This window comes from Actinosynnema sp. NPDC053489, assembly GCF_044544865.1.
Lineage (GTDB): Bacteria > Actinomycetota > Actinomycetes > Mycobacteriales > Pseudonocardiaceae > Actinosynnema.
In genome coordinates, this window is the sequence record NZ_JBITXT010000005.1 from 47,593 (window position 1) to 70,105 (window position 22,513).

General features: G+C 75.1%; 19 protein-coding genes and 1 pseudogene. 8 read left to right on the plus strand and 12 right to left on the minus strand.

The annotated features are described in order from the left end of the window. Positions 1-27: 27 nt before the first annotated feature. Positions 28-588 (minus strand): hypothetical protein, encoded by a 561-nt coding sequence (locus ACIGNX_RS12590; RefSeq protein ID WP_396539307.1) that lies wholly within the window; start codon positions 586-588, stop codon positions 28-30. A 380-nt stretch (positions 589-968) separates the two neighbouring features. Between ACIGNX_RS12590 and ACIGNX_RS12595 the strand changes: the two are divergent. After that, a pseudogene (locus ACIGNX_RS12595) lies at positions 969-1,964 on the plus strand (TerC family protein); the annotation flags it as partial. Here the strand turns inward: ACIGNX_RS12595 and ACIGNX_RS12600 are convergent. After that, positions 1,891-2,850: an alpha/beta fold hydrolase gene (locus tag ACIGNX_RS12600; RefSeq protein WP_396539309.1), complete on the minus strand. Its 960-nt coding sequence runs from the start codon at positions 2,848-2,850 to the stop codon at positions 1,891-1,893. The pseudogene ACIGNX_RS12595 and the gene ACIGNX_RS12600 overlap by 74 nt on opposite strands. A 92-nt stretch (positions 2,851-2,942) precedes the next feature. Here ACIGNX_RS12600 and ACIGNX_RS12605 point away from each other — a divergent pair, with 92 nt between their 5' ends. After that, a complete protein-coding gene (locus ACIGNX_RS12605) occupies positions 2,943-6,026 on the plus strand; it encodes a BTAD domain-containing putative transcriptional regulator (protein ID WP_396539311.1) in 3,084 nt (1,027 codons plus the stop codon). Positions 6,027-6,029: 3 nt separating this feature from the next. Here the strand turns inward: ACIGNX_RS12605 and ACIGNX_RS12610 are convergent, their stop codons facing one another. Both ACIGNX_RS12610 and ACIGNX_RS12615 read right to left on the minus strand, forming a co-directional pair. Beyond that, positions 6,030-6,701 carry a response regulator gene (locus ACIGNX_RS12610; protein WP_396539313.1) on the minus strand — a complete coding sequence of 224 codons (672 nt, stop codon included), beginning with the start codon at positions 6,699-6,701 and terminating at the stop codon, positions 6,030-6,032. Beyond that, positions 6,698-7,966, minus strand: a complete 1,269-nt coding sequence (locus ACIGNX_RS12615) for a sensor histidine kinase (RefSeq protein WP_396539315.1) — start codon at positions 7,964-7,966, stop codon at positions 6,698-6,700. Before ACIGNX_RS12615 ends, ACIGNX_RS12610 begins: the two co-directional genes overlap by 4 nt. Positions 7,967-8,173: 207 nt before the next feature. On the opposite strand from ACIGNX_RS12615, the gene ACIGNX_RS12620 reads away from it, so the two are divergent. Both ACIGNX_RS12620 and ACIGNX_RS12625 read left to right on the plus strand, forming a co-directional pair. Continuing rightward, positions 8,174-8,866, plus strand: coding sequence for an ABC transporter ATP-binding protein (locus ACIGNX_RS12620; protein ID WP_396539317.1), 693 nt, complete (start codon positions 8,174-8,176; stop codon positions 8,864-8,866). After that, positions 8,863-11,181: an FtsX-like permease family protein gene (locus tag ACIGNX_RS12625; RefSeq protein WP_396539319.1), complete on the plus strand. Its 2,319-nt coding sequence runs from the start codon at positions 8,863-8,865 to the stop codon at positions 11,179-11,181. The genes ACIGNX_RS12620 and ACIGNX_RS12625 overlap by 4 nt, the downstream gene beginning before the upstream one ends. On the opposite strand, the gene ACIGNX_RS12630 is transcribed toward ACIGNX_RS12625, so the two are convergent. Next, positions 11,132-12,319 (minus strand): MFS transporter, encoded by a 1,188-nt coding sequence (locus tag ACIGNX_RS12630; RefSeq protein ID WP_396539321.1) that lies wholly within the window; start codon positions 12,317-12,319, stop codon positions 11,132-11,134. The two genes, ACIGNX_RS12625 and ACIGNX_RS12630, sit on opposite strands and share 50 nt — an antisense overlap. Before the next feature lie 90 nt (positions 12,320-12,409). Between ACIGNX_RS12630 and ACIGNX_RS12635 the strand changes: the two genes are divergently transcribed. After that, on the plus strand, positions 12,410-13,399 hold the full coding sequence (locus ACIGNX_RS12635) for a LacI family DNA-binding transcriptional regulator (RefSeq protein ID WP_396539323.1): 990 nt from the start codon (positions 12,410-12,412) through the stop codon (positions 13,397-13,399). Positions 13,400-13,858: 459 nt separating this feature from the next. Here ACIGNX_RS12635 and ACIGNX_RS12640 read toward each other — a convergent pair whose 3' ends face one another. Genes ACIGNX_RS12640 through ACIGNX_RS12655 form a run of 4 tightly spaced genes read right to left on the minus strand, consistent with a single transcriptional unit; the run spans position 13,859 to position 17,499 of the window. Next, positions 13,859-14,428 carry a hypothetical protein gene (locus ACIGNX_RS12640; protein ID WP_396539325.1) on the minus strand — a complete coding sequence of 190 codons (570 nt, stop codon included), beginning with the start codon at positions 14,426-14,428 and terminating at the stop codon, positions 13,859-13,861. A 4-nt stretch (positions 14,429-14,432) separates the two neighbouring features. Further along, positions 14,433-15,275: a carbohydrate ABC transporter permease gene (locus ACIGNX_RS12645; RefSeq protein ID WP_396539327.1), complete on the minus strand. Its 843-nt coding sequence runs from the start codon at positions 15,273-15,275 to the stop codon at positions 14,433-14,435. Beyond that, positions 15,272-16,216, minus strand: a complete 945-nt coding sequence (locus ACIGNX_RS12650) for a carbohydrate ABC transporter permease (RefSeq protein WP_396540120.1) — start codon at positions 16,214-16,216, stop codon at positions 15,272-15,274. Before ACIGNX_RS12650 ends, ACIGNX_RS12645 begins: the two co-directional genes overlap by 4 nt. An 11-nt stretch (positions 16,217-16,227) precedes the next feature. Beyond that, positions 16,228-17,499, minus strand: a complete 1,272-nt coding sequence (locus tag ACIGNX_RS12655; protein WP_396539329.1) for an ABC transporter substrate-binding protein — start codon at positions 17,497-17,499, stop codon at positions 16,228-16,230. Positions 17,500-18,019: 520 nt separating this feature from the next. On the opposite strand from ACIGNX_RS12655, the gene ACIGNX_RS12660 reads away from it, so the two are divergent. From ACIGNX_RS12660 to ACIGNX_RS12670, 3 genes are all read left to right on the plus strand, one after another. Next, on the plus strand, positions 18,020-18,307 hold the full coding sequence (locus tag ACIGNX_RS12660; RefSeq protein WP_396539331.1) for a hypothetical protein: 288 nt from the start codon (positions 18,020-18,022) through the stop codon (positions 18,305-18,307). 280 nt (positions 18,308-18,587) lie between these two features. Continuing rightward, the gene (locus ACIGNX_RS12665) at positions 18,588-20,045 is read left to right on the plus strand and encodes a family 43 glycosylhydrolase (protein WP_396539333.1); all 1,458 of its coding nucleotides are present in this window, start codon (positions 18,588-18,590) and stop codon (positions 20,043-20,045) included. Between the two features lie 5 nt (positions 20,046-20,050). After that, a complete protein-coding gene (locus ACIGNX_RS12670; protein WP_396539335.1) occupies positions 20,051-20,467 on the plus strand; it encodes an RbsD/FucU family protein in 417 nt (138 codons plus the stop codon). A gap of 74 nt (positions 20,468-20,541) precedes the next feature. On the opposite strand, the gene ACIGNX_RS12675 is transcribed toward ACIGNX_RS12670, so the two are convergent. The 3 genes from ACIGNX_RS12675 to ACIGNX_RS12685 all read right to left on the minus strand — a co-directional run bounded on the left by ACIGNX_RS12675 (position 20,542) and on the right by ACIGNX_RS12685 (position 22,510). Then, on the minus strand, positions 20,542-20,880 hold the full coding sequence (locus tag ACIGNX_RS12675; RefSeq protein ID WP_396539337.1) for a VOC family protein: 339 nt from the start codon (positions 20,878-20,880) through the stop codon (positions 20,542-20,544). Between the two features lie 165 nt (positions 20,881-21,045). Beyond that, positions 21,046-21,213: a hypothetical protein gene (locus ACIGNX_RS12680; RefSeq protein WP_396539339.1), complete on the minus strand. Its 168-nt coding sequence runs from the start codon at positions 21,211-21,213 to the stop codon at positions 21,046-21,048. A 76-nt stretch (positions 21,214-21,289) separates the two neighbouring features. Beyond that, on the minus strand, positions 21,290-22,510 hold the full coding sequence (locus ACIGNX_RS12685) for a DUF6239 family natural product biosynthesis protein (RefSeq protein WP_396539341.1): 1,221 nt from the start codon (positions 22,508-22,510) through the stop codon (positions 21,290-21,292). Positions 22,511-22,513 lie beyond the last annotated feature (3 nt).

Below are 22,513 nucleotides of genomic sequence, written 5' to 3' on the forward strand. Positions count from 1 at the left end.
GCCGGTCCCCCTCCTCGCGCGACGGTGTCAGCAGCCGCCGCAGTTGTAGTAAGTGACGTCCCAGTGGTTGCTCTCCAGGTAGTAGACGTTCCCGGAGGCGGACTGCCACTTGCTGCCGCCGATGGAGGTGAAGGTGCCGCGGATGTAGTTCGTCAGGCAGGTGGAGAGGCTGAAGTCGAGCTTGTAGCCGTTCCAGTGGCTGTAGGTGCCGCTGGCGTGGCCGGTCTCGGTGCCGCCGGTGATGTTGAGCGCGCAGCCGGTGGCCCGCTTGAGCGTCTCGGCGCCCTGGACCGTGGTGAGGTTGATCTGCTCGAACGACGTGCAGGTGGAGTTGTTGCGGTCGCTGCACCCGCCGCTGGAGGACCACGTGATGCCCGCGGTGCGGAAGCGGGAGGCGGCCTGGGAGTGGGTCAGCTTGGTGACCAGCGCGGTGACCGGGGTGTCGGCGGCGGGGGAGAAGGCGGTGTCCTCGACGGCCTGCGCGGGAGCCGCGACGGCCGTGGCGGTGAGCCCGGTGGCGAACCCGGTGACGGTGAGCAGGGCGGCGGCGGCGGCCACGACGGCGGTGCGGAATCGACCGGTGGTCATGGGGGAACGTCCTTTCGACGGGCAGCCCCCGCAGACCCGGCGGAGCGCGGGTCGGCGCGGGGGTGCGGCAGGGGTCGTCGGAAGTGCAGCTTAGGAGCCACCGTGTTACCGCACAGCGGCCAAGTGGGAGATTTTCCGACAGCATTGACCGTGGTATGGCGATCCCACGGAACCCGGGCCGGCGGAATACGGGGGTCCGATCCGCCGCGGGGCGCGTGATCGGGTTTCACACGGTCGGGGGAGGTCGCCCCGGTTAGCCGCCCGACGGGCGCGGGTACTCCTCCGCCGGTTCGAGCCGGGCGTCCGCACCCCGGCCGCCAGGAGGGGGAACGCGTGACCGCGCAGCCGGGCGACCCGACCCGATCCCGGGGTCGGTGACCGTGTCCCACATCGGAGGGCTCACCTGGGCGGTGACGATCGGGATCGTCCTCGTGCTGCTCGCGGTCGACCTCGTGCTCGCCGTCGTCCGGCCCCACCAGGTCAAGATCCGCGAGGCCACCGCCTGGTCGGTCTGCTACGTGCTCCTGGCCCTGCTGTTCGGCGTGTGGTTCACCTGGGCGCACGGCGGCGAGGCGGGCACCGAGTACTTCGTCGGCTACCTGGTCGAGAAGAGCCTGTCGGTCGACAACCTGTTCGTCTTCGTGATCATCATGTCGACGTTCGCCGTGCCCGAGGAGCACCAGCACAAGGTGCTGACCTTCGGCATCGCGCTGGCCCTCGCCCTGCGCGCCGTCTTCATCGCGCTCGGGGCGACCCTGCTGTCCCTGTTCTCCTTCGTGTTCCTGATCTTCGGCCTGCTCCTGCTCTACACGGCCGTGCAGCTGTTCCGCCACCGCGACGAGGACCCGGACGTCGAGGACAACCTCGTGGTCAAGACCGCGCGCCGGGTCCTGCCGATCGCGGACGACTACGACGGCGGCAAGCTGTTCACCCACGCCAACGACCGGCGCGAGGCCACGCCGCTGTTCGTGGTGCTGCTGGCCATCGGCAGCATCGACGTGCTGTTCGCGCTGGACTCCATCCCCGCGGTCTTCGGCATCACGTCCGAGCCGTACGTCGTCTTCGCCGCCAACGCGTTCGCGCTGCTCGGCCTGCGGGCGCTGTTCTTCCTGGTGAAGGGCCTGCTGGACCGGTTGGTGTACCTGTCGACGGGCCTGTCGCTGATCCTGGCGTTCATCGGCGTGAAGCTGGTGCTGCACTGGGCGCACGAGGACGTGGACCCGCGCGTGCCGGAGGTGCCCACGCTGCTGAGCCTCGCCGTCATCCTGGTGGTGCTGGCGGTGGTCACGGTGGCCAGCCTGGTCAAGACGCGGCGCGACCCGTCGCTGAAGGCCCGCCCCGGCTCGCTGCGGGCGCGTCGCCCGGAGCAGTCGCGGCGCCCCGGGCGGCCGGAGCGGGACGGGCCAGCAGGGACCGCAGGGCCTTGACAACCTCGCCGGGCGCTTCCTCGGCCATGAAGTGGCCGCACGAGACGGTCCGGTGCTCCAGGTCGGGCGCCCACTCCCGCCACCGGGCGGCGGCGTCGAAGCCGAGCGCCGCGCCCCAGTCCTGCTGCAGCACGGTCACCGGCATCCGCAGCCGGTTGCCCGCCGCGCGGTCCGCCAGGTCGTCCTCGACGTCCGCGGTCGCCGACGCCCGGTAGTCGGCGACGATCGACGGGACCGCCTCGCGGGACGCCTTCAGGTAGGCCGCGCGCACGTCGGCGGGGATCGCGGCGGGGTCGGTGGCCCAGAGGTCGAGGAAGTGGCCGAAGAACGCGTCCGCCGAGGCGGCGATCATGGTCTCCGGCAGGCCGGGCGGCTGCGCCATCAGGTACAGGTGGAAGCCGACGGCGGCGCTCGTGCCGCGCATCACCTCCCAAGTGTCCAGGGTCGGCAGCACGTCCAGCGACGCCAGGTGGGTGACCGCGTCCGGGTGGTCGAGGCCGGCGCGGATGGCGACCAGCGCGCCCCGGTCGTGGCCCGCCAACGCGAACCGCTCGTGCCCGAGCGCCCGGGCCAGCGCGACGACGTCGGCGGCCATGGTGCGCTTGGCGTACGTGCGCCCGTCGTCGGCCGGCTTGTCGCTGTCGCCGTAGCCGCGCAGGTCGGGGCAGATGACGGTGTGGTCGGCGGCCAGGTCGGCGGCGACGTGCCGCCACATCAGGTGGGTCTGCGGGAAGCCGTGCAGCAGCACGACGGGGCTGCCCGAGCCGCCGACGGCGGCGGTGAGCGCCACGCCGTCGGCGACGGTGACGCGCTGCTTGCTGAAAGAGGTGGTCATGTCCGCTCCGGGGTCTCGATCGGGTCGTCGGCACCACTGTGGGCGAGCCCGATCAGCGTTCGGTCAGCACGCGGTCGGCTACGTTGTCGGCGATGGTGCTTTTTCGGGTGCTGGGGCCGCTGGAGGCCGTCGACGAGCGCGGGCCGGTGGACCTGAGGGGCCCGCGCCACCGCGCCGTGCTGGCCCGCCTGCTCGTGGCGGGCGGCCGGGTGGTGCCGGTCACCCGCCTGATCGACGACCTCTGGGGCGGTGACGCGCCGGAGGGCGCGTTGGGCGCGGTGCAGACGTTCGTGGGCGCGCTGCGGAAGTCCCTCGAACCGGACCGTCCACCCCGGACGCCGTCCCGGTTGCTGGTGACCGTGCCGCCGGGTTACGCGCTGCGGTCCGGCGAGGTGGACGCGCGCCGGTTCGAGGCCGCCGTCGCCGAGGCCGCGCGACTGTCCCCACAGGACGCCCACGCGCTGCTGGACGACGCGCTCGCCCTGTGGCGCGGTCCGGCCTACGCCGAGTTCGCCGACCTGCCGTGGGCCCGCGCCGAGGCGGTCCGGCTGGACGAGTCGCGGCTGCTGGCCGTGGAACGGCGGGCCGAGGCGGCGCTGGCGCTCGGGCGGGCCGCGGAGGCGGTGCCGGAGCTGCGGGCGCACGTCGCCGCGCACCCGTTGCGGGAGGACGGCCGCCGGCTGCTCGCGCTGGCCCTCTACCGCACCGGGCGGCAGGGCGAGGCGCTGGCCGCGCTGCGCGAGTCCCGCGAGGTGCTGCGGGAGGAGCTGGGCGTCGACCCCGGCCACGCCCTGCGGTCGCTGGAGACCGACATCCTCGCGCAGGCGCCGAACCTGACCCCGCAGGCCGTCACCCCGTCGGCAGTCACCCCCTCGGCAGCCACCCCGCCGCACCCGTTCGTCGGTCGGGCGGAGGAGCTGGCCGAGCTGGACCGGGCCGCGCGCACGGGCGGCCGGTTGGCGCTCGTTTCCGGCACGGCGGGCGCGGGCAAGACGGCGTTGGCGCGGCGGCTGGCGGACCGGCTCGCCGCCGAGGGCTGGAGGACCGCGTGGGGCGAGTGCGCCGAGGACGCCCCGACCGCCTGGCCGTGGACGCGGATCGCCGACGCCCTCGGGCTCCCCGACGTCGTCGCCGCGACGAGGTTCGAGCGGCACCGCGCCGTCGCCGCCGCCCTGGCCGGGCTGCGGCGCCCGGTCCTGCTGGTGTTCGACGACGTGCACCGGGCCGACGAGGACACCCTCGCGCTGGTGACGTCGCTGGCGACCGACCCCGACGCCGGTCGCGTGCTGGTCGTGGCGACCTACCGCGCCACCGAGGTGCCGCCCGCCCTGACCGCCGCGCTGGGCCGGGCGGCCCGCGCCGAGCCGACCCGCGTGCACCTGGGCGGGCTGACCGCGCCGCGGGTGCGCGAGCTGGTCGAGGCCCTCACCGGCCGCGAGCCGACCGACGCCGACGTCCTCGCCCTCCACGCCCGCAGCGCGGGCAACCCGTTCCTGGTCCGCGAGCTGGCCCGCCTGTGGGAGACCGACCCGGCGCTGAGCACCGTCCCCGCCGGCGTCCGCGACGTCATCCGTCACCGCCTCGCCCGGCTCACCCCGACCACCCGCACGCACCTGCGCCAGGCGTCGGTGCTGGGCCTGGAGTTCGACCTCGACGTGCTGGTGCCCCTCGCGGGCGACGAGGACGCGGTGCTCGACTCGGTCGAGTCGGCGCTGCTCGCCGGCTTCCTGGTCGAGCAGGGCGCCGACCGGCTCCGGTTCGACCACGCGCTCGTGCACGAGGCGCTGTACGGCGACCTCCCGCGCGCCCGCCGCACCCGGTGGCACGCCACCGCCGCCGACCTCGTCGAACGCGTGCGCCCCGACGACGTGGAAGCCGTCGCCCACCACCTGCTGCGGGCCGGGGACCGGGTCGACCCCGCCCGCACCGCCCGCTGGACGAGGGCCGCCGCCGAGCGGGCCGAACGCCGGTTCGCGCCGCACCAGGCCGCCGCGCTGTGGCGCGAGACCCTGGCCCGACCCGGGACCGACCGGTTGGCGGCGCTGACGGGCCTGGTGCGGGCGCTGGCCGTGACCGGGGACCTGGAACAGGCTCGCCGGTACCGGGCCGAGGCGGTCACCGGGGCGGGCGGTGACCCGGTGCTGGTCGCCCGCACGGTCGGCGCGTTCGACGTGCCCGCGATCTGGACCACCAACGACGACGAGGCCCTGTCCGCCCGGCTCGCCGAGGCCGCCGAGCGCGCCCTGGCCGCCCTGCCGCCCGGTCACGACGCCGAACGCGCGCGGCTGCTGGTCACGATCGCGGTGGAACGGCGCGGCGACCGGGGCGGGCGCGGCCGTGAAGCGGCCCGCGAGGCCGAGGCCCTGGCCCGCCGGCTGGACGACCCGTCGTTGCTCGCCATGGCCCTGAACGGCCGGTTCCTGCACACCTGCCACCGGGCGGGCCTCGCGCCGCGGCGGGCCCTGATCGGCGATGAGCTGCTGGCCCTGGCGTCCCGGCACGGCCTGGTGCCGTTCGAGGTCCTCGGCCACCTGGTCCTGGTGCAGTCCCGCACGGCGTCGGCCGACCTCGCCTCCGCCGACCACCACGCCGCCGCGGCCGACGCCCTCGCCGAGCGCCACGACCTGCCGCTGGTCGGCGTCTTCACCACCTGGTACCGCGCCCTGCGCCTGGCCGTGACCGGGCGGCGGGACGAGGCGCGCGCCGCCTACCGCGCCGCCGCGTCCCGCCTCGCCGGTGCGGGCATGCCGGGCGTGGAGCGGGGGCTGCTGCCGCTGGCGCTGCTGAGCCTCGGCGACGCGGGGGACGGCGACCCGGGCCCCTACGCGCCGTGGGTCCGGCCGCTCGGCGCACCGGCTCCCGGCGAACCCGCCGCGGTGCCCGACCCGCCCCACGACCTGATGCTCGAAGCGCGGACGTGCCTGCACGCCGTCCTCGCCGTCGAGGCGGGCGACCGGGCGACCGCGGCCCTCCTCTACGACCGGCTCCTGCCGGCCGCCGGCGAGCTGGCCGGCGGCAGCGGCCTGGTCGCGTTCGGACCCGTCGACCGCTACCTCGCCGCCCTGGCCGACCTCCTCGGGCACCACGACCGCGCCGCCGGGCACCGCCGCCGGGCCGAGGGGGTCGCCGCCGCACTCGGCGCCCCGCAGTGGACGCCGCTCGACCGGCGGCGCTGAGCGTCACCCCCGCCCGCCGGGCGTGACCAGCCCGGTCTCGTAGGCCACCACGACGGCCTGCACCCGGTCGCGCAACCCCAGCTTGGCCAGGATGCGCGCCACGTGCGTCTTCACCGTGGCCTCCGACAGGTGCAGCGTCGCGGCCAGCTCGGCGTTGCTCAACCCGCGCGCCAGCAACCGCAGCACCTCCAGCTCGCGCGGGGTCAGCGCGGCCAGGTCCCGGTGCGGCGCGGCGGCGCCCTCGTCGCGGTCGGCGAAGCGCTCCACCAGGCGGCGGGTGATCGCCGGGGCCAGCAGCGCGTCGCCCGAGCGCACCATCCGCACCGAGGCGACCAGGTGCTCCGGCGTCACGTCCTTGAGCAGGAACCCGCTCGCGCCGGCCGACAGCGCGGCGTAGACGTAGTGGTCGAGGTCGAACGTCGTCAGGATGATCACCCGCGGCCCGGGCCCCGCGCCCGACAGGATGCGGCGGGTGGCCGCCAGGCCGTCCAGCTCCGGCATCCGGATGTCCATCAGCACCACGTCGGGCACCGTGCGCCGCACGGCGTCCACGGCCTCCAGCCCGTTCGTGGCCTCGCCCACGACGTCGATGCCGTCGGCGGTGAGGATCATCCGGAACCCCGTGCGCACCAGCACCTGGTCGTCGGCGACCACCACCCGCAGCGGCCCGCTCACCGCGCCCCCACCGGGATCGACGCGGTGACCTGGTACCCGCCGCCGGGCCGCGGCCGGGCCTCCAGCGTGCCGCCGTACACCGCCAGGCGCTCCCGCAGCCCGATCAGCCCGTGCCCGTTCCCGCCGGCCGCGCCCGGACCCGGCGTGCCGCCGGTGTCGACCACGTCCACCCGCAACCGGTCGTCACCGTGGTCCACGGTCACCGACACCGACCCGCCGGAGGCGTGCTTGACCGCGTTCGTCAACGCCTCCTGCACCACCCGGTACGCCGCCAGCTCCACCCCGGGCGGCAGCGGCCGCGGCTCCCCGGTCACCGTCGACCCGACCCGCACCCCGGTCTCCCGCACCCGCGCCACCAACGCCTCCACCTGGTCCAGGCCCGGCTGCGGCGCGAGGTCGGCGGCGGTCGTGCCGTCCACCGTCAGCAGCCCCATGACGTGCCGCAACTCCGTCATCGCCGCCCGGCCGCCCGCCTCGACCGCCAGCAGCGCCTCCCGCGCCTGCTCCGGCGCGGACGCCATCACCTTGCGCGCCGCGCCCGCCTGGATCGTCATCACGCTGACGTGGTGGGTCACCACGTCGTGCAGCTCGCGGGCGATGCGCGCCCGCTCGTGCTCGACCGCCCGCCGCAGCGCCTCCGCCTGCTCCCGCTCCAGCGCGGTGACCTGCGCCCGACCCCGGTCCGTGCGGATCTTCCACGTGCGCAGGCCGTTCGCCGCCACGATCAGCGGCACCAGCACCAGCAGCGGCACGTACTCGTCGGGCACCACGGGCAGCTCGGAGTCCCGGACCACGCCCACCGCCAGGACCAGCGCCGCCAGGCCCGCGAACGCGGGCGGCCGGTACGGGCTGTACGCGGCGGCGGAGTACGCGGCGACGACGCACGCGCAGAACGTCGGCCTCGGCGTGTCCAGCGGCGTCACCAGGGTCGCGTACAGCACCACCCACAGCACCGCCAGCGGGTAGCGGCGGCGCAACGCCAACGGCACCGCGGCCACGACGGCGACCAGCGCCACGCCGAACGCGTCCTCCTCCGACGGCGGCGGTGGCGGGGGAGGCACGGGCGTGATCAGGCCGCCGATCACCACCCGCTGCGGCACGTCCTGGGAGTCCATCCCGTACCGCACCGACACGATGCCGATGACCAGCGCCAGCACCGCGTCGAACACGAGGTTGCGCGCGGTCGGCCGGGGCGGCGGACCCGTCGGCACCACCGCCAGGGCGGCCCAGGACCGCAGCCGCCGCACCACCGGCGTGATCGTCACCCGGCCATTCTCACCGACCACCCGGCGGCCGGACATCCACCCGCACGACCCCTCCGCCCGCACCGCCGGACTACCTCCCGAGGATGACACCGCCGCCGCGTCGTCCCGGCGGGCTACCGGAAATGCCCCGCCGGACCGACGCGCCGCCGACCACCGCGCTCCTAGCGTCCACCGCGCCGAATCCGGGACGAACCAGGGAGCACCACCATGACGACGCCGGTGATCGAGCTGCGCGACGTGAGCCGCGGGTACGACGACGGGCCACCGGCGTTGCGCGACGTGACGCTCACCGTGCGGGAGGGGGAGGCCGTCGCGGTCCTCGGCCCGTCCGGCAGCGGCAAGTCCACGCTGCTCAACCTGATCGCCGGGCTGGACCGACCCGACCGCGGCACGGTCACCGTGGACGGGGTGCGGGTCGACGCGCTCGGCGAAGCCGCCTCCGCCCGGCACCGGCGGGCCCGCGTCGGCCTGGTCTTCCAGTTCTTCAACCTGCTCGACGACCTCACCGTCACCGACAACGTCGTGCTGCCCGCCCGGCTGGCCGGCACCAACCGCCGCGCGGCGGCCGAACGCGCGGCGGAACTGCTCGACCGGCTCGGCGTCGCCCGCCACGCCGACGCCTACCCCGGCCGGCTGTCCGGCGGCGAGCGGCAACGCGTCGCCGTGGCCAGGGCGCTGGTGAACCGGCCGGCTCTGCTGCTCGCCGACGAGCCCACCGGAGCCCTCGACACCGCCTCCGGGCAGGACGTCGGGGCGCTGCTCACCGAGCTGAACGCCGCCGGCCAGACCCTCGTCGTCGTCACGCACGACCTCGCCCTGGCGCGGTCCTGCACGCGCCGCACCGTGCGGCTGGTCGACGGCCGGATCGCGGGCGACGAGACCGCGGAGGGGGCCCGATGAGCGCCCTGGGCCGTGTCGTGCGCTCGGGCGTGGCCCGCCGCCGGGTGCAGACGGCCGTGATCGGCCTGGCCACCGGCATGGCGGTCACGTCGTCGGTGCTCGGCGGGTCGCTGCTGGTGGCGTCCGCCGCGCCGTTCGACCGGGCGTTCGCCGAGCAGCGCGGCCCGCACCTGTCCGTCCGGTTCGACGCGGCCAGAACGACCGCGGCGCAGCTCCTGAACCCGGTCGCGGGCGTCACGGCGTCGGTCGGGCCGTTCCCGGTCGTGACCGTCACCCCGGAAGGCGGGCCGGGCGGGTCGTCACCGCTCACGGTCGTGGGCCGGACCGACCCCGGCGGCGACGCGGTGGACGCCGTGACCCTGACCGGGGGCACGTGGGCCGACGCGCCCGGCGAGGTCGTGCTGTCCGCCGACAGCCCGTACGCGCACTCGCCGACCGGCTCCGGCCTCGGCCGCCGCCTCACCCTCGCCGACGGCTCCGCGCTCACCGTCGTCGGCCTGGCGCGGTCGGCCGGCCGCACCGCCGACGCCTGGGCGCCCCCGTCCTGGATCACCGCGCCCGAGGGCTACCAGGTGCTGTACCGCTTCACGTCCGCCGACACCACCGAGCAGGTCGACGCGGCCCGTGCCGCGGTGGCGGCGGCGACGCCACCGGACGCGCTGGCCGGCTCCCAGTCGTGGCTGGTGCTCAAGAAGGCCGCCGACCGCGCCGTGGCCGTGTTCGTGCCGTTCCTCGTCGCGTTCGGCGTGCTGGGCCTGGTCATGTCGCTGCTCGTGGTCGGCAACGTGGTCGCGGGCGCGGTCGGCGCGGGCACGCGGCGGATCGGCGTGCTCAAGGCCCTCGGCTTCACCCCGGCCCAGGTGGTGTGGGCCTACCTGGCCCAAGCCCTGGTGCCTGCCGCGATCGGCACCGCGGCCGGCGTCGTGGCCGGCAACCTCCTGGCCGTTCCGGTGCTCGCCGAGACCGAGGACGTCTACGGCGCGGTGAACCTGACCGTGTCCCCCCGGGTGAACGTCGTGGTGGTCGCGTGCGCGCTCGGGCTCGTCGCGCTGACGGCGTGGCTCAGCGCGCTGCGAGCCGGGCGACTGCGCACGGTCGACGCGATCGCGGTCGGCCGCACCCCGCGCCCCGGCCGCGGCCGGTGGGCCGCGCGCCTGGCCGCCCGCCTGCCCGTGCCCCGACCGGCCGGCCTCGGCCTGGCCCGCCCGTTCGCGCGACCCGCCCGTGCCGCGGCGATGGTCGCGGCCGTCCTCTTCGGCGCGACCGCGGTCACCTTCGCCGTCGGCCTCGCGTCCTCGCTCGCCGAGGTGCAGGCCGCCCGCGACCACGACTCGGCCGACGTGACGATCGGCGGCCCCGGCCCCGGCCCCGGCCCCGGTTCCCACCACCGCGGCGGTGACGCGGACCCGGCCGCGGTGTCCGCGGTCGTCGACGCCCAACCGGGGACGCGGGCGCACTACCGCACCGGCAGCACCCCGGTCACCGTCGCCGGGGTCCCCGGCACCACGACGGTCGTCTCCTTCACCGGCGACGCCACCTGGGACGGCTACCGCATGGTCTCCGGGCGGTGGTTCGAGCGGCCCGGCGAGGCGGTCGCGCCCACGCCGTTCCTCACCGCCACCGGCACCCGGGTCGGCGACACCGTCACCCTCGACGACGGCGACCGCCACGTCACCGTCCGGATCGTCGGCGACGTGTTCGAGATGGGCAACGACGGCATGGTCGTGCTCACCGACGCCGCCACCTTCCCCGCCGGGGCGGAGGAGACCGGCCACCACGTCGCGGTGCGGCCCGGCACCGACGTCACCGCCTACCTCGCCGACCTGAACACCGCCCTGCGCCCCCTCGGCGCGACCGCGCGCCCCGGCGGGTCCGGGCAGGCCGGCGACACCATCGTGCTGATCGACGCCCTCACCGCGACGCTCACCCTGGTGCTCGTCGCCGTCGCCGCCCTGGGCGTGCTCAACGCCGTCGTCCTCGACACCCGCGAGCGCGTCCGCGACCTCGGTGTCCACAAAGCACTCGGCATGACACCCCGGCAGGTCACCGCGATGGTCGTCGCCTCCGTCGTGCTCGTCGGGGCGGTCGGCGGCGCGGTCGGCGTGCCCGCCGGCGTCGCGCTGCACGCCGCCGTGCTGCCGGCGATGGGGGAGCGGGCCGGGATCGGCCTGCCCGCGTCGGCCTTCGCCGTCCACTCGCCGGTCGAGCTGCTGCTGCTCGGCGTCGGCGGCCTGCTGATCGCCGTCCTCGGGGCGCTGCCGGCCGCTACCTGGGCGGCGCGGACGTCGACGGCGACCGCGTTGCGGACGGAGTAGGGCGCAGGACCGGGACCAGGGCGAGCGCGGGGACCAGCAGCAGCGGCACGACCAGCAGCGCCCGCAGGGCGCCCACGTCGTCGCCGAGCAGGCCGACCACCGGCGGCCCGGCCAGGAACGCGGTGTACCCGATGACCGCGACCACGCCGACCCGCGCCGCCGCCCGGTCCGGCTCGTCGGCCGCCGCGCTCATGCCGACCGGGAACCCCAGCGACGTGCCCAGGCCCCACAACGCCACCCCGCCCACCGCCACCGCCGGGTGACCGCCGAACACCGCCGCCACGACACCCGCGGCCGCCAGCGGCATCGTCACCGCCAGCACCGCCACCCGCCCCCAGCGGTCGAGAGCGACCGTGCCCACCACCCGGCCGGCCGTCATGGTCGCGACGAACACGCCGAACACCACCGCGCCCGCCGCCGGCGCGAACGCGTGCCCGTCCACGAACGCCACCGCCACCCAGTCGTTCGCGGTGCCCTCGGTGAACGCCAGCACCAGCACCAGCAACCCGATCAGCAGCGTGCGCGGTTCCGACCAGGCCGCCAGGACACCGCTGCGCGCGCCGGACCCCTGGCCGCCGCCGTCTCCGAAGGACCGCGTGGCGACCAGCGTGCCGACCAGGGTGACGGCCGCCACGCCCGCCAGGTGCGCCGCCACCGGCACCCCGGCCCACGCCGCCGCCGACGCCGACCCGGCGGCCACCACCGTCCCCGAGCTCCACACCGCGTGGAACCGGGGCATGACGGTCCGCCCGACGAGCCGCTCCACCTCGGCCGCCTCGACGTTCATGGCGACGTTGCCGGTGCCGGAGCCGCAGCCGAGCAGAAACAGCCCGATCCCGGTCGTCACCGCCGACGGCCACACCCCGATCCCCGCGCCCGCGACGACCAGTCCACTCGAGACGCCGACCACGGACGCGCGCAGGGCGCGCCGCGGGCCGAGCCGGTGGGTCACCTCGCCGGCCGTGAGCATCGCCAGGGTCGCGCCGGTCGACATGGCGAGCAGGAGCACGCCCAGCTCGGCCGGACCGAGGCCCAACGCGTCCCGCGCGGCGGGGACGCGGGCGAACCAGGACGCCACGGCGACCCCGTTCAGCCCGAAGGCGACGGCCACACCGGCCGCGCGGACCCCGGTCGTCATGCGATTCCCCCTCTTCCGGTGTCGAGTACGTCGACCCCACACGTGGAAGCGCTTCCACCACAAGGCGCGGCAGCCGGCACACTGGCCGTCGTGGCGGGACAGCGGCGGAAGGCGACGTTGGCCGACGTGGCCCGGCGGGCGGGGGTCTCGGCGGCGACCGCGTCCCGCGCCCTGAGCAGCCGGGGTCACGCCTCCCCGTCCGCCCGGGACCGGGTGGCCGCGGCGGCGCGGGAACTGGGCTACACGCCCGACCCGGTGGCCCGGGCCCTGGCGACGCGCGGCGGCGGCACGCGGATCGCCATCGCCGTCGGCGGCCACACCGCGCACGTGGTCAACGACCCGTACGTGGCGCGGGTGACCGCCGCGACCGCCGTGACCGCCGCGGCGCGGTCGGTGGGCGTGTCACTGCACTGGCTGCCGCTGCACGACCCGGCGGAGTTGGTGCGGCTGGCCGAGAGCCGTGACGTGGGCGGTGTCGTCGTGGTCAACCCGACCCCCGCGGCGCTGGCCGCGGTCCCGCGCACGGCGCGCGGCCGGGTGGCGGCGATCGGCGTGGGGTCGCGCGACGTGCCGTCGTTCGACGTGGACAACGCCGGGGGCGCGACGAACGTCGTGGAGCACCTGCTGGCCACGGGGCGGCGGCGGATAGCGATGATCGCCGGCCCCTCGTGGCTCCCGTGCACGCACCGCGCCCTGACCGCCTACCGCCGTGCCGCGGAGGCCGCCTCCACCCCGCCGCGCGTGGTCGAGGGCGACTTCACGGCGGCGCGCGGCGACCGCGCGGCGACCGAGGTGATGGCGCGCTGGCCGGACACGGACGCCATCTTCGCCCTGGGCGACCTGTCGGCCCTGGGCGCGCTGGACGCCCTGCGCCGCAAGGGGATCGACGTCCCGGGCGACGTCGCCGTCGCGGGCTTCGACGACCTCCCCGTCACCAGCCTGACCCACCCCGCCCTGACCACCACCACCCACCCGGTGGAAGCCATCGCCACAGCCGCCGCCACCACCCTGCTGGACCGCCACCCCCACCCGCCTGTGACGTTCTACCCGTCCACCCTGATCCACCGCGCCAGCACCTGACCACCCACCACCGCACGCACCCCTCGTCCGGCCACAGCCACGGCCACGGCCACAGCCACGGACGCGCCCCGCCCCGCCTATCCCGCCCGTCTGTCCCGCTCCGCCTTGGCCCGCCCCGCCTCGGCTCGGCCTGACTCGGCCCACCCTGCCTCAGCTCAGCCTGCCTCAGCTCGGCCGGACTCGGCCTGCCTCGGCCCGCCTGTCCCGCCCCGCCTCGGCCCGCCCGCGCTTCGCCACTCGCCGCGCCCCGACCCGCCCCGGCGGGCACGTTCCCCGCCGCCTGCCGGGCGAGGCCGAACGGGGCTGCGGCCGGCCGGGCGAGGGCACGGGTTGGTTGCCGGCCTCGTTGTTCCAACCGACGTCCGAGCGGCTAGATAACGGCGTTACCGTTCCAACCCCGATCCAAGTTCACCCGTTCGAGCAACCAGCGAACCCGGAAAACCCCTGCTCAGCCGCACCCTACCGGGAAGCGGCACCCCGCGCGACCGACCGCTCCCGACGATCCACCGCCACCGCCGCCATCACCACGCACCCGACCATCGGCACCACCAACGGCGGCAGTTGCCAGGTGACCACCACCAGCACGGCCAGCGCCACCACCAACAGCAGCGACCCCCCGAAGTCCGCCACCGACCGACGCCCGCCCTCGCGCAGCACGGCCGCCCACCCCGCACCCGGAGCCCACGCCGCCGCCGCCCGCAGCACCACCACGGCCAGCCCCACCGCCACCACCCCGCACACGACGGCCACGAACCCGCCCCCCGCCACCCGCTCCCGCAGCACCACCACGTCCACCACGAGCACGGCGAACCCGACCACCACCCCCACCGACGCCACCCACCCGCCCGGCAACCCGGCCCGCACCCGCCCGAAGAACGCCCGCAACGAAGTCGCCTCGCCGTCGACGTGCGCCTTGATGTGCGCGCACCCCGCCGCCACCGCCGGCAGCAACGTCACCACCGGCACGGCGGCGAGCAGCACCAGCACCCCCGCGGTCAGGCACTCGGCGAACAGCGAGAACCCCTTCACCGCCTCACCCCTTCAGCCCGGACGTCGACACGCCCTCCACCAGGAACCGCTGGAAGAACAGGAAGAACAGGACCACCGGCACCAGCGCGAGCACCGACATCGCCATCAACGCGCCGAAGTCCGACCCGGCGGCCTCGTCGATGAACAGCTGCAACGCCAGCGGCAGCGGGTACTTCTCCGGGGTGCTCAGGTAGATCAGCGGCCCGAAGAAGTCGTTCCAGCTCCAGATGAACGTGAAGATGGCCGTCGTGATCAGCGCGGGCCGGCACAGCGGCAGGACGACGTGCCAGAACACGCCCCAGTGGTTGGCGCCGTCCAGCTTCGCCGACTCGTCCAGCTCGCGCGGCAGCTGCCGGATGAACTGCACGACCAGGAACACGAAGAACGCCTCGGTCGCCAGGAACCTGCCCGCCAGCAACGGCACGTAGGTGTCGATCAGGTCGAGGTTCTGGAACACCACGTACTGCGGGACGACCAACACGTGGAACGGCAGCAGCAGCGTGGCGATCATGACCGCGAACAGGGTCGACCGCCCCCGGAACCGCAGGCGGGCGAACGCGTAGGCCGTCGGCGCCGACGACACGACCGTGCCGACGACCGACAGCACCGCCAGCACCGCCGAGTTCCAGAAGAACCGGCCGAGGCCGATCCCGAAGACCCCGCCGAACACGCGCTCGTAGTTCGCGGTGGTCGGTTCGGTCGGCAGCAGGCGCAGGCTGCCGACGATGTCGCCCGACGGCTTGAACGTCGCCGCCGCCACCCACACGATCGGGTACAGCACGACGGCGAGCAGCAGCAGCGCGCCGACGTGCCACGCCACCCGGCGCAGCGCCCCTCCCGGCTTCACCGCCCGTCCCCCGGGTCCCCGGAGTAGAAGACCCACCCCCGCGCGGTGCGGAACAGGAACGCGGTGACCAGGCCGACGCCGAGCAGCAGCACCCACGCCATCGCCGACGCGTAACCCATGCGGTAGTCGCCGAAGCCCCGGTCGAACAGGTAGATCGTGTAGAACAGCGTGCTGCCGGCCGGCTGGCCGTTCGGCCCGCCCACCACGTACGCCGACGTGAACACCTGGAACGCGTTGATCGTCTCCAGCAGCAGGTTGAAGAACAGCACCGGCGAGATCATCGGCAGCGTGATCGACCGGAACCGCCGGGCCCGCCCCGCGCCGTCGACCTCGGCGGCCTCGTACAGCTCCCGCGGCACCTGCTTGAGCCCCGCCAGGAAGATCACCATCGGCGCGCCGAGCTGCCACGTCGCCAGCAGCACCAGCATGAGCAGCGAGAAGTCGGGGTTGCCCGCCCAGCCGCCGGTGTCGACGCCGAACCGCCGCAGCAGCTGGTCGACCACCGAGTCGTCGCCGAACATCGTCTTCCACACGATCGCCACGCCGACGCTGCCGCCGATCAGCGACGGCCCGTAGAACGCGGCCCGGTAGAAGCCCCGACCCGCGCGCTCGGTGTTCAGCAGCAGCGCGATCCCGAGCGCGGCGGCCAGCTTGACCGGCACGGCCAGCGCCACGTACAGCGCGGTCACGCCGACCGACCGCAGCCAGCGCGCGTCGGAGAACATCCGCTCGTAGTTCTCCAACCCGACCCAGGTGGGCGCGTTGAACAGGTCGTAGTCGGTGAACGACAGGTACAGCGAGGTCACCATGGGGCCGAGGGTCAGCAGCAGGACGCCGAGGAGCCACGGCGACAGGAACAGGTAGCCGGCCAGGCCGTCGCCGGGCAGGCGGGTCCGCCCGCCCGGACCCGCCGCGGCGACCCCGGCGCGGTCCGGCGCCATCGTCGCCCGGCTCACGACCCGAGGGTCTCTTCGACCTCGGTGAAGAACTGGTCGACGGCGTCGTCCACGGACACGCGGCCGTACTGCAGCTCCTCGCAGATCCGGGTGAAGGACTGCTCCAGCGCGCCGGCGCCCTTCGGCGGCGCGGGCGGGGTCCTGCCGAACCGGTCCTTCAACCGGTCCTCGTACGCGGCCACGGCGGCCAGCGGGCCTTCCAACCGCGCGGCGGCGCGCTGGGCGTTGGTCGGCGGCAGGCCGCGGTTCGCGCCGAAGATCCTGCCCACCTCGGGGTCGTTGACCAGGAACGAGACCAGCTTCGCCGCCGCGGCCGGGTGCTTGGTCCTCCGCGACACGCTCAGCAGCATCGACGGCTTGAGGTACTGCCCCTCGGTGCCCCGGTGGTCGGTCGGCACGGGGCCGAGCCGCAACTCCGCCCTGGCGCCCTTGTCGTAGCGGGCCAGGAAGTTGTCCCACGCGAGGTCGCCGGCAACCAGGTCCTGCTCCAGCGGGTGCGCCGGCTTGATCTGCACGCTCTTCTCGATCGGCAGCGTCACGCCGTCCCGGGCCAGCGCCGCGCCCTCCTCGAAGAACTCCGCCAGGCGCGCCTCGTCGAAGCCGATCTTGCCGTCCTCGGTGTAGAGGAGCCTGCCCTCCTGGCGCAGTTGCAGTTCGAGGTTGTAGTAGCTGCCGATGTACGCGCCACCGCCGTGCACGCCGGTCTTCCGCGTGATCGTGGTCATGGCCCGGCGGTAGTCGTCCCAGGTCCAGCCGTCCTTCGGCTCCTCGACGCCGGCCTGCGCGAACAGCGCGGGGTTATAGACGTAGCCCCAGGTGTTGCCGCCGGCGGGCACGCCGTACAGCTTGCCGCCGATCTCGCCCGCCCCCCGAAGGCCGGGCAGCAGGTCCGCCAGTTCGAGGTTCCCGCCCTCCTGCTCCTTCAGGTCGTAGAGGGCGTTGCGGTCGGAGTACTCGCGCAGGTAGGCGAAGTCCGTCTGGAGCACGTCGGGCGCGTTGCCGCCGGCGGTCTCGGTCGCCATCTTCTGCCAGTACGCCTCGAACTCCTGGAAGCTGGGGGTGACCTTGATGTCGGGGTTGCGGCTCTGGAAGAGGTCGACGGCCCTCTGCATCAGCTCGGCGCGCTCGGCGTTGCCCCACCACGAGAAGCGCAGCGTGGCGGGACCGGCCTGGTCCTGGTCGCCGCTGTCGCCGCTGCTGCCGCACGCGGCCAGCAGCGCGACGACCGACGCCGCCGCCAGTAATCTGAACCGTTTCAGTGCACCCATGATTCGGACCCTCCGGTCTCGGCCGCCGCCCCGCGTGACACCCCGGACGAGGAAAGCGCTTTCCGGGAGGTTACGAGCAGGTTGCGCCCACGTCAATGGCCACTTCGGCGGCCGTGCGGGCGTCGGGCCGCGCTGCGGGGAGGGCCGGGTGGTGTGCTCATCGGACTTCGGGCCACCTCACGGGGGTGAAGGCGGGCGGGTCCGGGTCGAACGAGGCGGGCGCTCCCGGTGCGACCGGTGGAATGTCCTCAGTGGACTGCGGCGCGGGTCGGCCGGGCCCCGGAGCGGTTCACGGCACGGTAGCGCGGGCCGATCGGGGCGAGCGAGGGTCGGGGCGAGCGAGGGTCGGGGCGAGCGAGGGTCGGGGCGAGCAAGGGTCGGGGCGAGCAAGGGTCGGGTCGGGCAAAGGTCGGGACGGGCAGGGGTCGGAGGTGGGCAAGGCTCGGGGGTGGGCAAGGCTCGGGGGTGGGCAAGGGCCGGCGGTGGCGTCAAGCGGCGGCGGAGTGGGTATGGCAACCGCATGACCGATCAGGAACCGCTGGACCTCGGCGTGACCGAGCTGTCGCCCGACGAGGAAGAGGCCACCAGGCGCGAGCACGACCTCGACCGGCCGGAGGTGTTCGACCGGCGCAACGACGTCGACCGCCGCGCGCGGACCAGGGCCGCGCTCCTGCCGGAGGAGCGGAACACCGGCAGCGCCGACCCCGAGGCGCAGGCCCGGGAGGTGTTGCGCGACTCCGACGTGCGGACCGAGGTGCCCGAGTCCGCGCCCGACACGATGGCGGAACGGCGCGAGTCCGGCGCCTGACCCGACCGGTGGAACCGGGCGGGCGGACGAGGGGAGAGTCAGGTCCGCCCACCCGGCGGGTCGTGGGTGTTCCGGGAAACTAGCGCATTGTTATCGCTAACACCAGACCTGCCGACTCATCTCGCCCGCCACCAGCGCGTTTGCTCAGCTCGGTGAGCCTCGGGTGTCTCATGCCCTCGGCGGGGCATGCATCGGCCGCACAACTGGGTATTGAGGCACGCCGACCTGCGCTGTTAGCGTTAACAGCCGCATCCCGACGCGCCACGATGGAGTGGAACCGATGGACAGTGCCGTTCCCCGGTGGACAGCCCGCAGGTTGGCGGTGGTCGCGGTGGCGGCCCTCACCGCGCTGGCGGGCTTGGCGGTGGCCCCCGCCGCGCAGGCGTCACCCGCCGCGCAGTACGCGAACCCGCTGGCGAACCAGCGGGCCGACCCGCACATCTTCAAGCACACCGACGGCTACTACTACTTCACCGCGACCGTGCCGGAGTACGACCGGATCGTCCTGCGCCGGGCCACCACGATCCAGGGCCTGGCCACCGCGGCCGAGTCGGTGATCTGGCGCAAGCACTCGTCGGGTGACATGGGCGCGCACATCTGGGCGCCGGAGATCCACTTCGTCAACGGCAAGTGGTACGTCTACTTCGCCGCCGGCCGCGCGGACGACGTCTGGCGCATCCGCCCGTACGTGCTGGAGAACGCGAGCGCCAACCCGCTGACCGGCACCTGGACCGAGCGGGGGCGGGTCAACGTCCCCTGGGACACGTTCTCGCTGGACATGTCGACCTTCGTCGTCAACGGCGTGCGCTACCTGACCTGGGCGCAGGCCGAGCCGGGTATCGCCACGAACTCGAACCTCTACCTGGCCCGCATGGGCGCGAACCCGTGGACGATCACCGGCGCGGTGGCCCGGTTGACCGTGCCGACGCTGGCCTGGGAGACGCGCGGGTACAAGGTCGCCGAGGGGCCCACCGCCATCCAGCGCAACGGCCGGGTCTTCCTCACCTACTCCGCCAGCGCCACCGACGCCAACTACTGCCTGGGCATGCTGACCGCGTCCGCGTCGGCCGACCTGCTCAACCCGGCGTCCTGGACCAAGAGCGCCGACCCGGTGTTCGCCACCAACGCCGCCACCGGGCAGTACGGCCCGGGGCACAACTCGTTCACGGTGTCCGAGGACGGCCAGAGCGACGTCCTGGTCTACCACGACCGCAACTACCGCGACATCTCCGGCGACCCCCTCAACGACCCCAACCGGCGCACCCGCGTGCAGAAGGTCTACTGGAACGCCGACGGCACGCCGAACCTCGGCATCCCCGTGGCCGACGGCGCGACGCCCGTGCGGCTCAAGTCCTTCAACTACCCCGACCGGTTCGTCCGCCACTGGGACTACCGGGCCCGGGTCGAGGCGAACCCCACCCCGCTGGCCGACTCGCAGTTCCGGGTCGTCACGGGCCTGAGCGGTTCGGGCACGGTGTCGCTGGAGTCCACGAACTTCCCCGGCTACTACCTGCGGCACCGCAACTACGAGTTCTGGGTCGAGCGCGCCGACGGCACCGCCGCCTTCCGCGCCGACGCGTCCTTCTTCCGCCGCGCCGGCCTGGCCGACGGCTCGGCGGTGTCCTTCGAGGCCCAGAACTTCCCCGGCCGGTACCTCCGCCACAACGGCACGACCGTCAACCTGACCACCACGCCCGACGCCGTCGCACGCGCCGACGCCACGTTCATCCTGGAGTGACCCCAGTGCTGCGCTACCCCCTGCTCCACCCGCCGCTGCTCAACGCCCTGGCCACGGCGGGCCACGGGTCGAAGGTCCTGCTCGCCGACGCCAACTACGCGCACCGGACCAACGTCCACCACCGCGCCGAGGTCATCCACCTCAACCTGCGCCCCGGCCTCGTGTCGGTGGACGAGGTGCTGGAACCGGTGCTGTCGGCGATCCCCGTGGAGGCCGTGCACACCATGCGGCCGGACGACTCGAGCACCCCCGGGGTGTGGGCCGACTACGCCCGCCTGCTCGGGCCGGACCTGCCGCTGCGGCCGTTGCCGCGCCAGGAGTTCTACGCGGCCTGCCGCGCGCCGGAGCTGGCGGTGTGCGTCGCCACCGGCGACGGGAGGCTCTACGCGAACCTGCTGCTGACGGTGGGGTTCGTCGCCTGACCCCGGTCTCCGGCCCGCGCGTGCCGGCGTGCGCGCGGGCCGGGGCCGGCCCTCCGCCGGACCCGCGGGGCGGGTCAGCCGAGCGGGCTGTGCAGGATCGCCGCGTAGCCGTCAGGGCCCACGGCGACGCACCGCCGCTCGTGCGGTCCGGTGGTGATCTCGCCGACCCGGAAGCCGAGGGCCTGCGCCCTGGTCCGGGCCTCCTCGACGTCGGGCACCTTCACCAGCACGGCCGGGCCGTCGTGCACGCGGTCCGCCCCGGACAGGGCCAGCCGCCCGCCCGCGACGTCGAACTGGGCCCAGCGGTCGCCGTCGACGAAGGTCGGCGCGACGCCGAGCAACGCCGACCACCGCTCGACCGCGCCGGCGAGGTCGTCTGTCGGGACAACGGGGGCGATGCGTTCAGCAGTCACGCGATCGACGCTAGTGACGCCACTCGGGACGGTCAACGCCGCCGCTGCTCCCCGTGCCACTTCAGCAACATCGAACAACCGTCCGAAGTGGATCGGGCGGCGGTGGATCGGGCGGCGGTGGATCGGGCGGCCGGCGGCGGCGGGGGCGACCGCCGGCCGCCGGCCTCAGCGGGGCTCGTCGATGCCCGGCACGGTCACGTCGTCGTCCGCGGGCGGCTCGGGGTCGCGCCACTCCTCGGCCCGGCTCGGCCGGTTGCCGCGCAGCGTGCCCTCCAGCTCGTGCTTGAGCTCGTCGTCCGTGATCGGGCCGTGCTTGTCGCTCTCGCGGTGCATGAACGGTCCTCCTCCGCACTCCTCGGGATCGGGACCCGGTTGGAGTACCCCCGTGCGGCCGACCGAACCACGCGGCCTAGCCGGCCCAGGCCGCGAGACCGGAGCGGGACGGCGTGGCGCCGGGGAAGGCGGCGGCCAGGGTCCGCGCGTACCGGCGCGCCTCGGGGGTCGTGAGGTCGGGCGGGTCGAGCCACGGCGCGAGGTGCGGCCGCGCGTCCGGGGGAGGTGCGCCGCCGAGGACCAGGGCGTCCGGCGCGTCGGGCGTGATGGGCAGGCCGAGCCGTGCCGCTTCCTCCCGCGCGATCGCCGCGGCCTCGGTCGCGCGCTGCGAGGCGTCCGCGACGAGGCGGAACGGCCCGCCGATCGAGGCGACCCGCGTGCGCAGCGCCGCCGCGTCGGCGTCGGTCAACCTCGGCCACGGCAGGTCGCCGCGCTTGCCGGTCAGCTTCGCCGCCAGGACGGCGGAGGCGTAGTCGGGGCCTTCTGGCCCGCGGATGTCGGGGCCGCTCCACGCCACCCGGCCGGTGTCGACGGGGACGGTGGTGCGCGTGCCCTCCCGGTCCAGCCACAGGTCGCTGCGGCCCTCGGGCAGCCACACCAGCGCCCACCGGCCCGTCGCGCCGTCGCGCGGTTCGGCGGGCACGAGGGCGTTCGGCGCGTTGCCCACCGCCAGCGGCGTGTCGGTGGTGTGCACGAGGTTCCAGCCCGGCATCTGCGGCACGACCAGCAGGTCTACCGGGCTCCCGCCGAGCGCGACGCGGGTGAGCAGCGGGTCGCCCGGCGCCGGTGTGCCGAGCTGCCCGGCGATGGTGACCTGGCCCAGGCCCGCCAGCAGGGTCACGCCCAGCGCCGCGCCGACGACCCGCACCGACGCGGTCGGCGGGCACAGCGCCAGCCAGGACACGCAGGCGAACGCGCCCATCAGCGTGATGTAGGCGGACGACGACGGCGGCCCGGTGAACCACGCGCCCGCGGCCGCCGTCACCAGGACGACGGCCGCGACCACGAGCCGGGCGAGGACCGGCCGCGGGCGGCGCAGCGCCACCGGGGCGGCCAGCAGGCCGATGAACGCCACCGCGGCGGGCGGCGGCATCCACGTCGCCTCCGCGATGAGCAGCACCACGACACCGCCGATGCCGGAGAACCCCGTGACCACCCGCCGCGTCAGCGTGCCCGACGCGGCGGGTGCGAACGGCCGGACCAGGGCCCAGCCCGCGACCGCGGTCACGGCGCCGAGCAGGATCAGCCGGAGGAGGGTGAAGCCGAGCGGCAGGCCGACGGCGCCGTGGTTGTGCACGCG

What these genes read in the sequence shown, in the direction of transcription:
- ACIGNX_RS12625 (WP_396539319.1), top strand. Translation starts at nt 8,863, where the DNA reads ATGAGCGCCCTGGGCCGTGTCGTGCGCTCGGGCGTGGCCCGCCGCCGG.
- ACIGNX_RS12605 (WP_396539311.1), top strand. Translation starts at nt 2,943, where the DNA reads ATGGTGCTTTTTCGGGTGCTGGGGCCGCTGGAGGCCGTCGACGAGCGC.
- ACIGNX_RS12680 (WP_396539339.1), bottom strand. Translation starts at nt 21,213, where the DNA reads ATGCACCGCGAGAGCGACAAGCACGGCCCGATCACGGACGACGAGCTC.
- ACIGNX_RS12650 (WP_396540120.1), bottom strand. Translation starts at nt 16,216, where the DNA reads ATGGCGCCGGACCGCGCCGGGGTCGCCGCGGCGGGTCCGGGCGGGCGG.
- ACIGNX_RS12620 (WP_396539317.1), top strand. Translation starts at nt 8,174, where the DNA reads ATGACGACGCCGGTGATCGAGCTGCGCGACGTGAGCCGCGGGTACGAC.
- ACIGNX_RS12660 (WP_396539331.1), top strand. Translation starts at nt 18,020, where the DNA reads ATGACCGATCAGGAACCGCTGGACCTCGGCGTGACCGAGCTGTCGCCC.
- ACIGNX_RS12590 (WP_396539307.1), bottom strand. Translation starts at nt 588, where the DNA reads ATGACCACCGGTCGATTCCGCACCGCCGTCGTGGCCGCCGCCGCCGCC.
- ACIGNX_RS12630 (WP_396539321.1), bottom strand. Translation starts at nt 12,319, where the DNA reads ATGACGACCGGGGTCCGCGCGGCCGGTGTGGCCGTCGCCTTCGGGCTG.
- ACIGNX_RS12665 (WP_396539333.1), top strand. Translation starts at nt 18,588, where the DNA reads ATGGACAGTGCCGTTCCCCGGTGGACAGCCCGCAGGTTGGCGGTGGTC.
- ACIGNX_RS12600 (WP_396539309.1), bottom strand. Translation starts at nt 2,850, where the DNA reads ATGACCACCTCTTTCAGCAAGCAGCGCGTCACCGTCGCCGACGGCGTG.
- ACIGNX_RS12655 (WP_396539329.1), bottom strand. Translation starts at nt 17,499, where the DNA reads ATGGGTGCACTGAAACGGTTCAGATTACTGGCGGCGGCGTCGGTCGTC.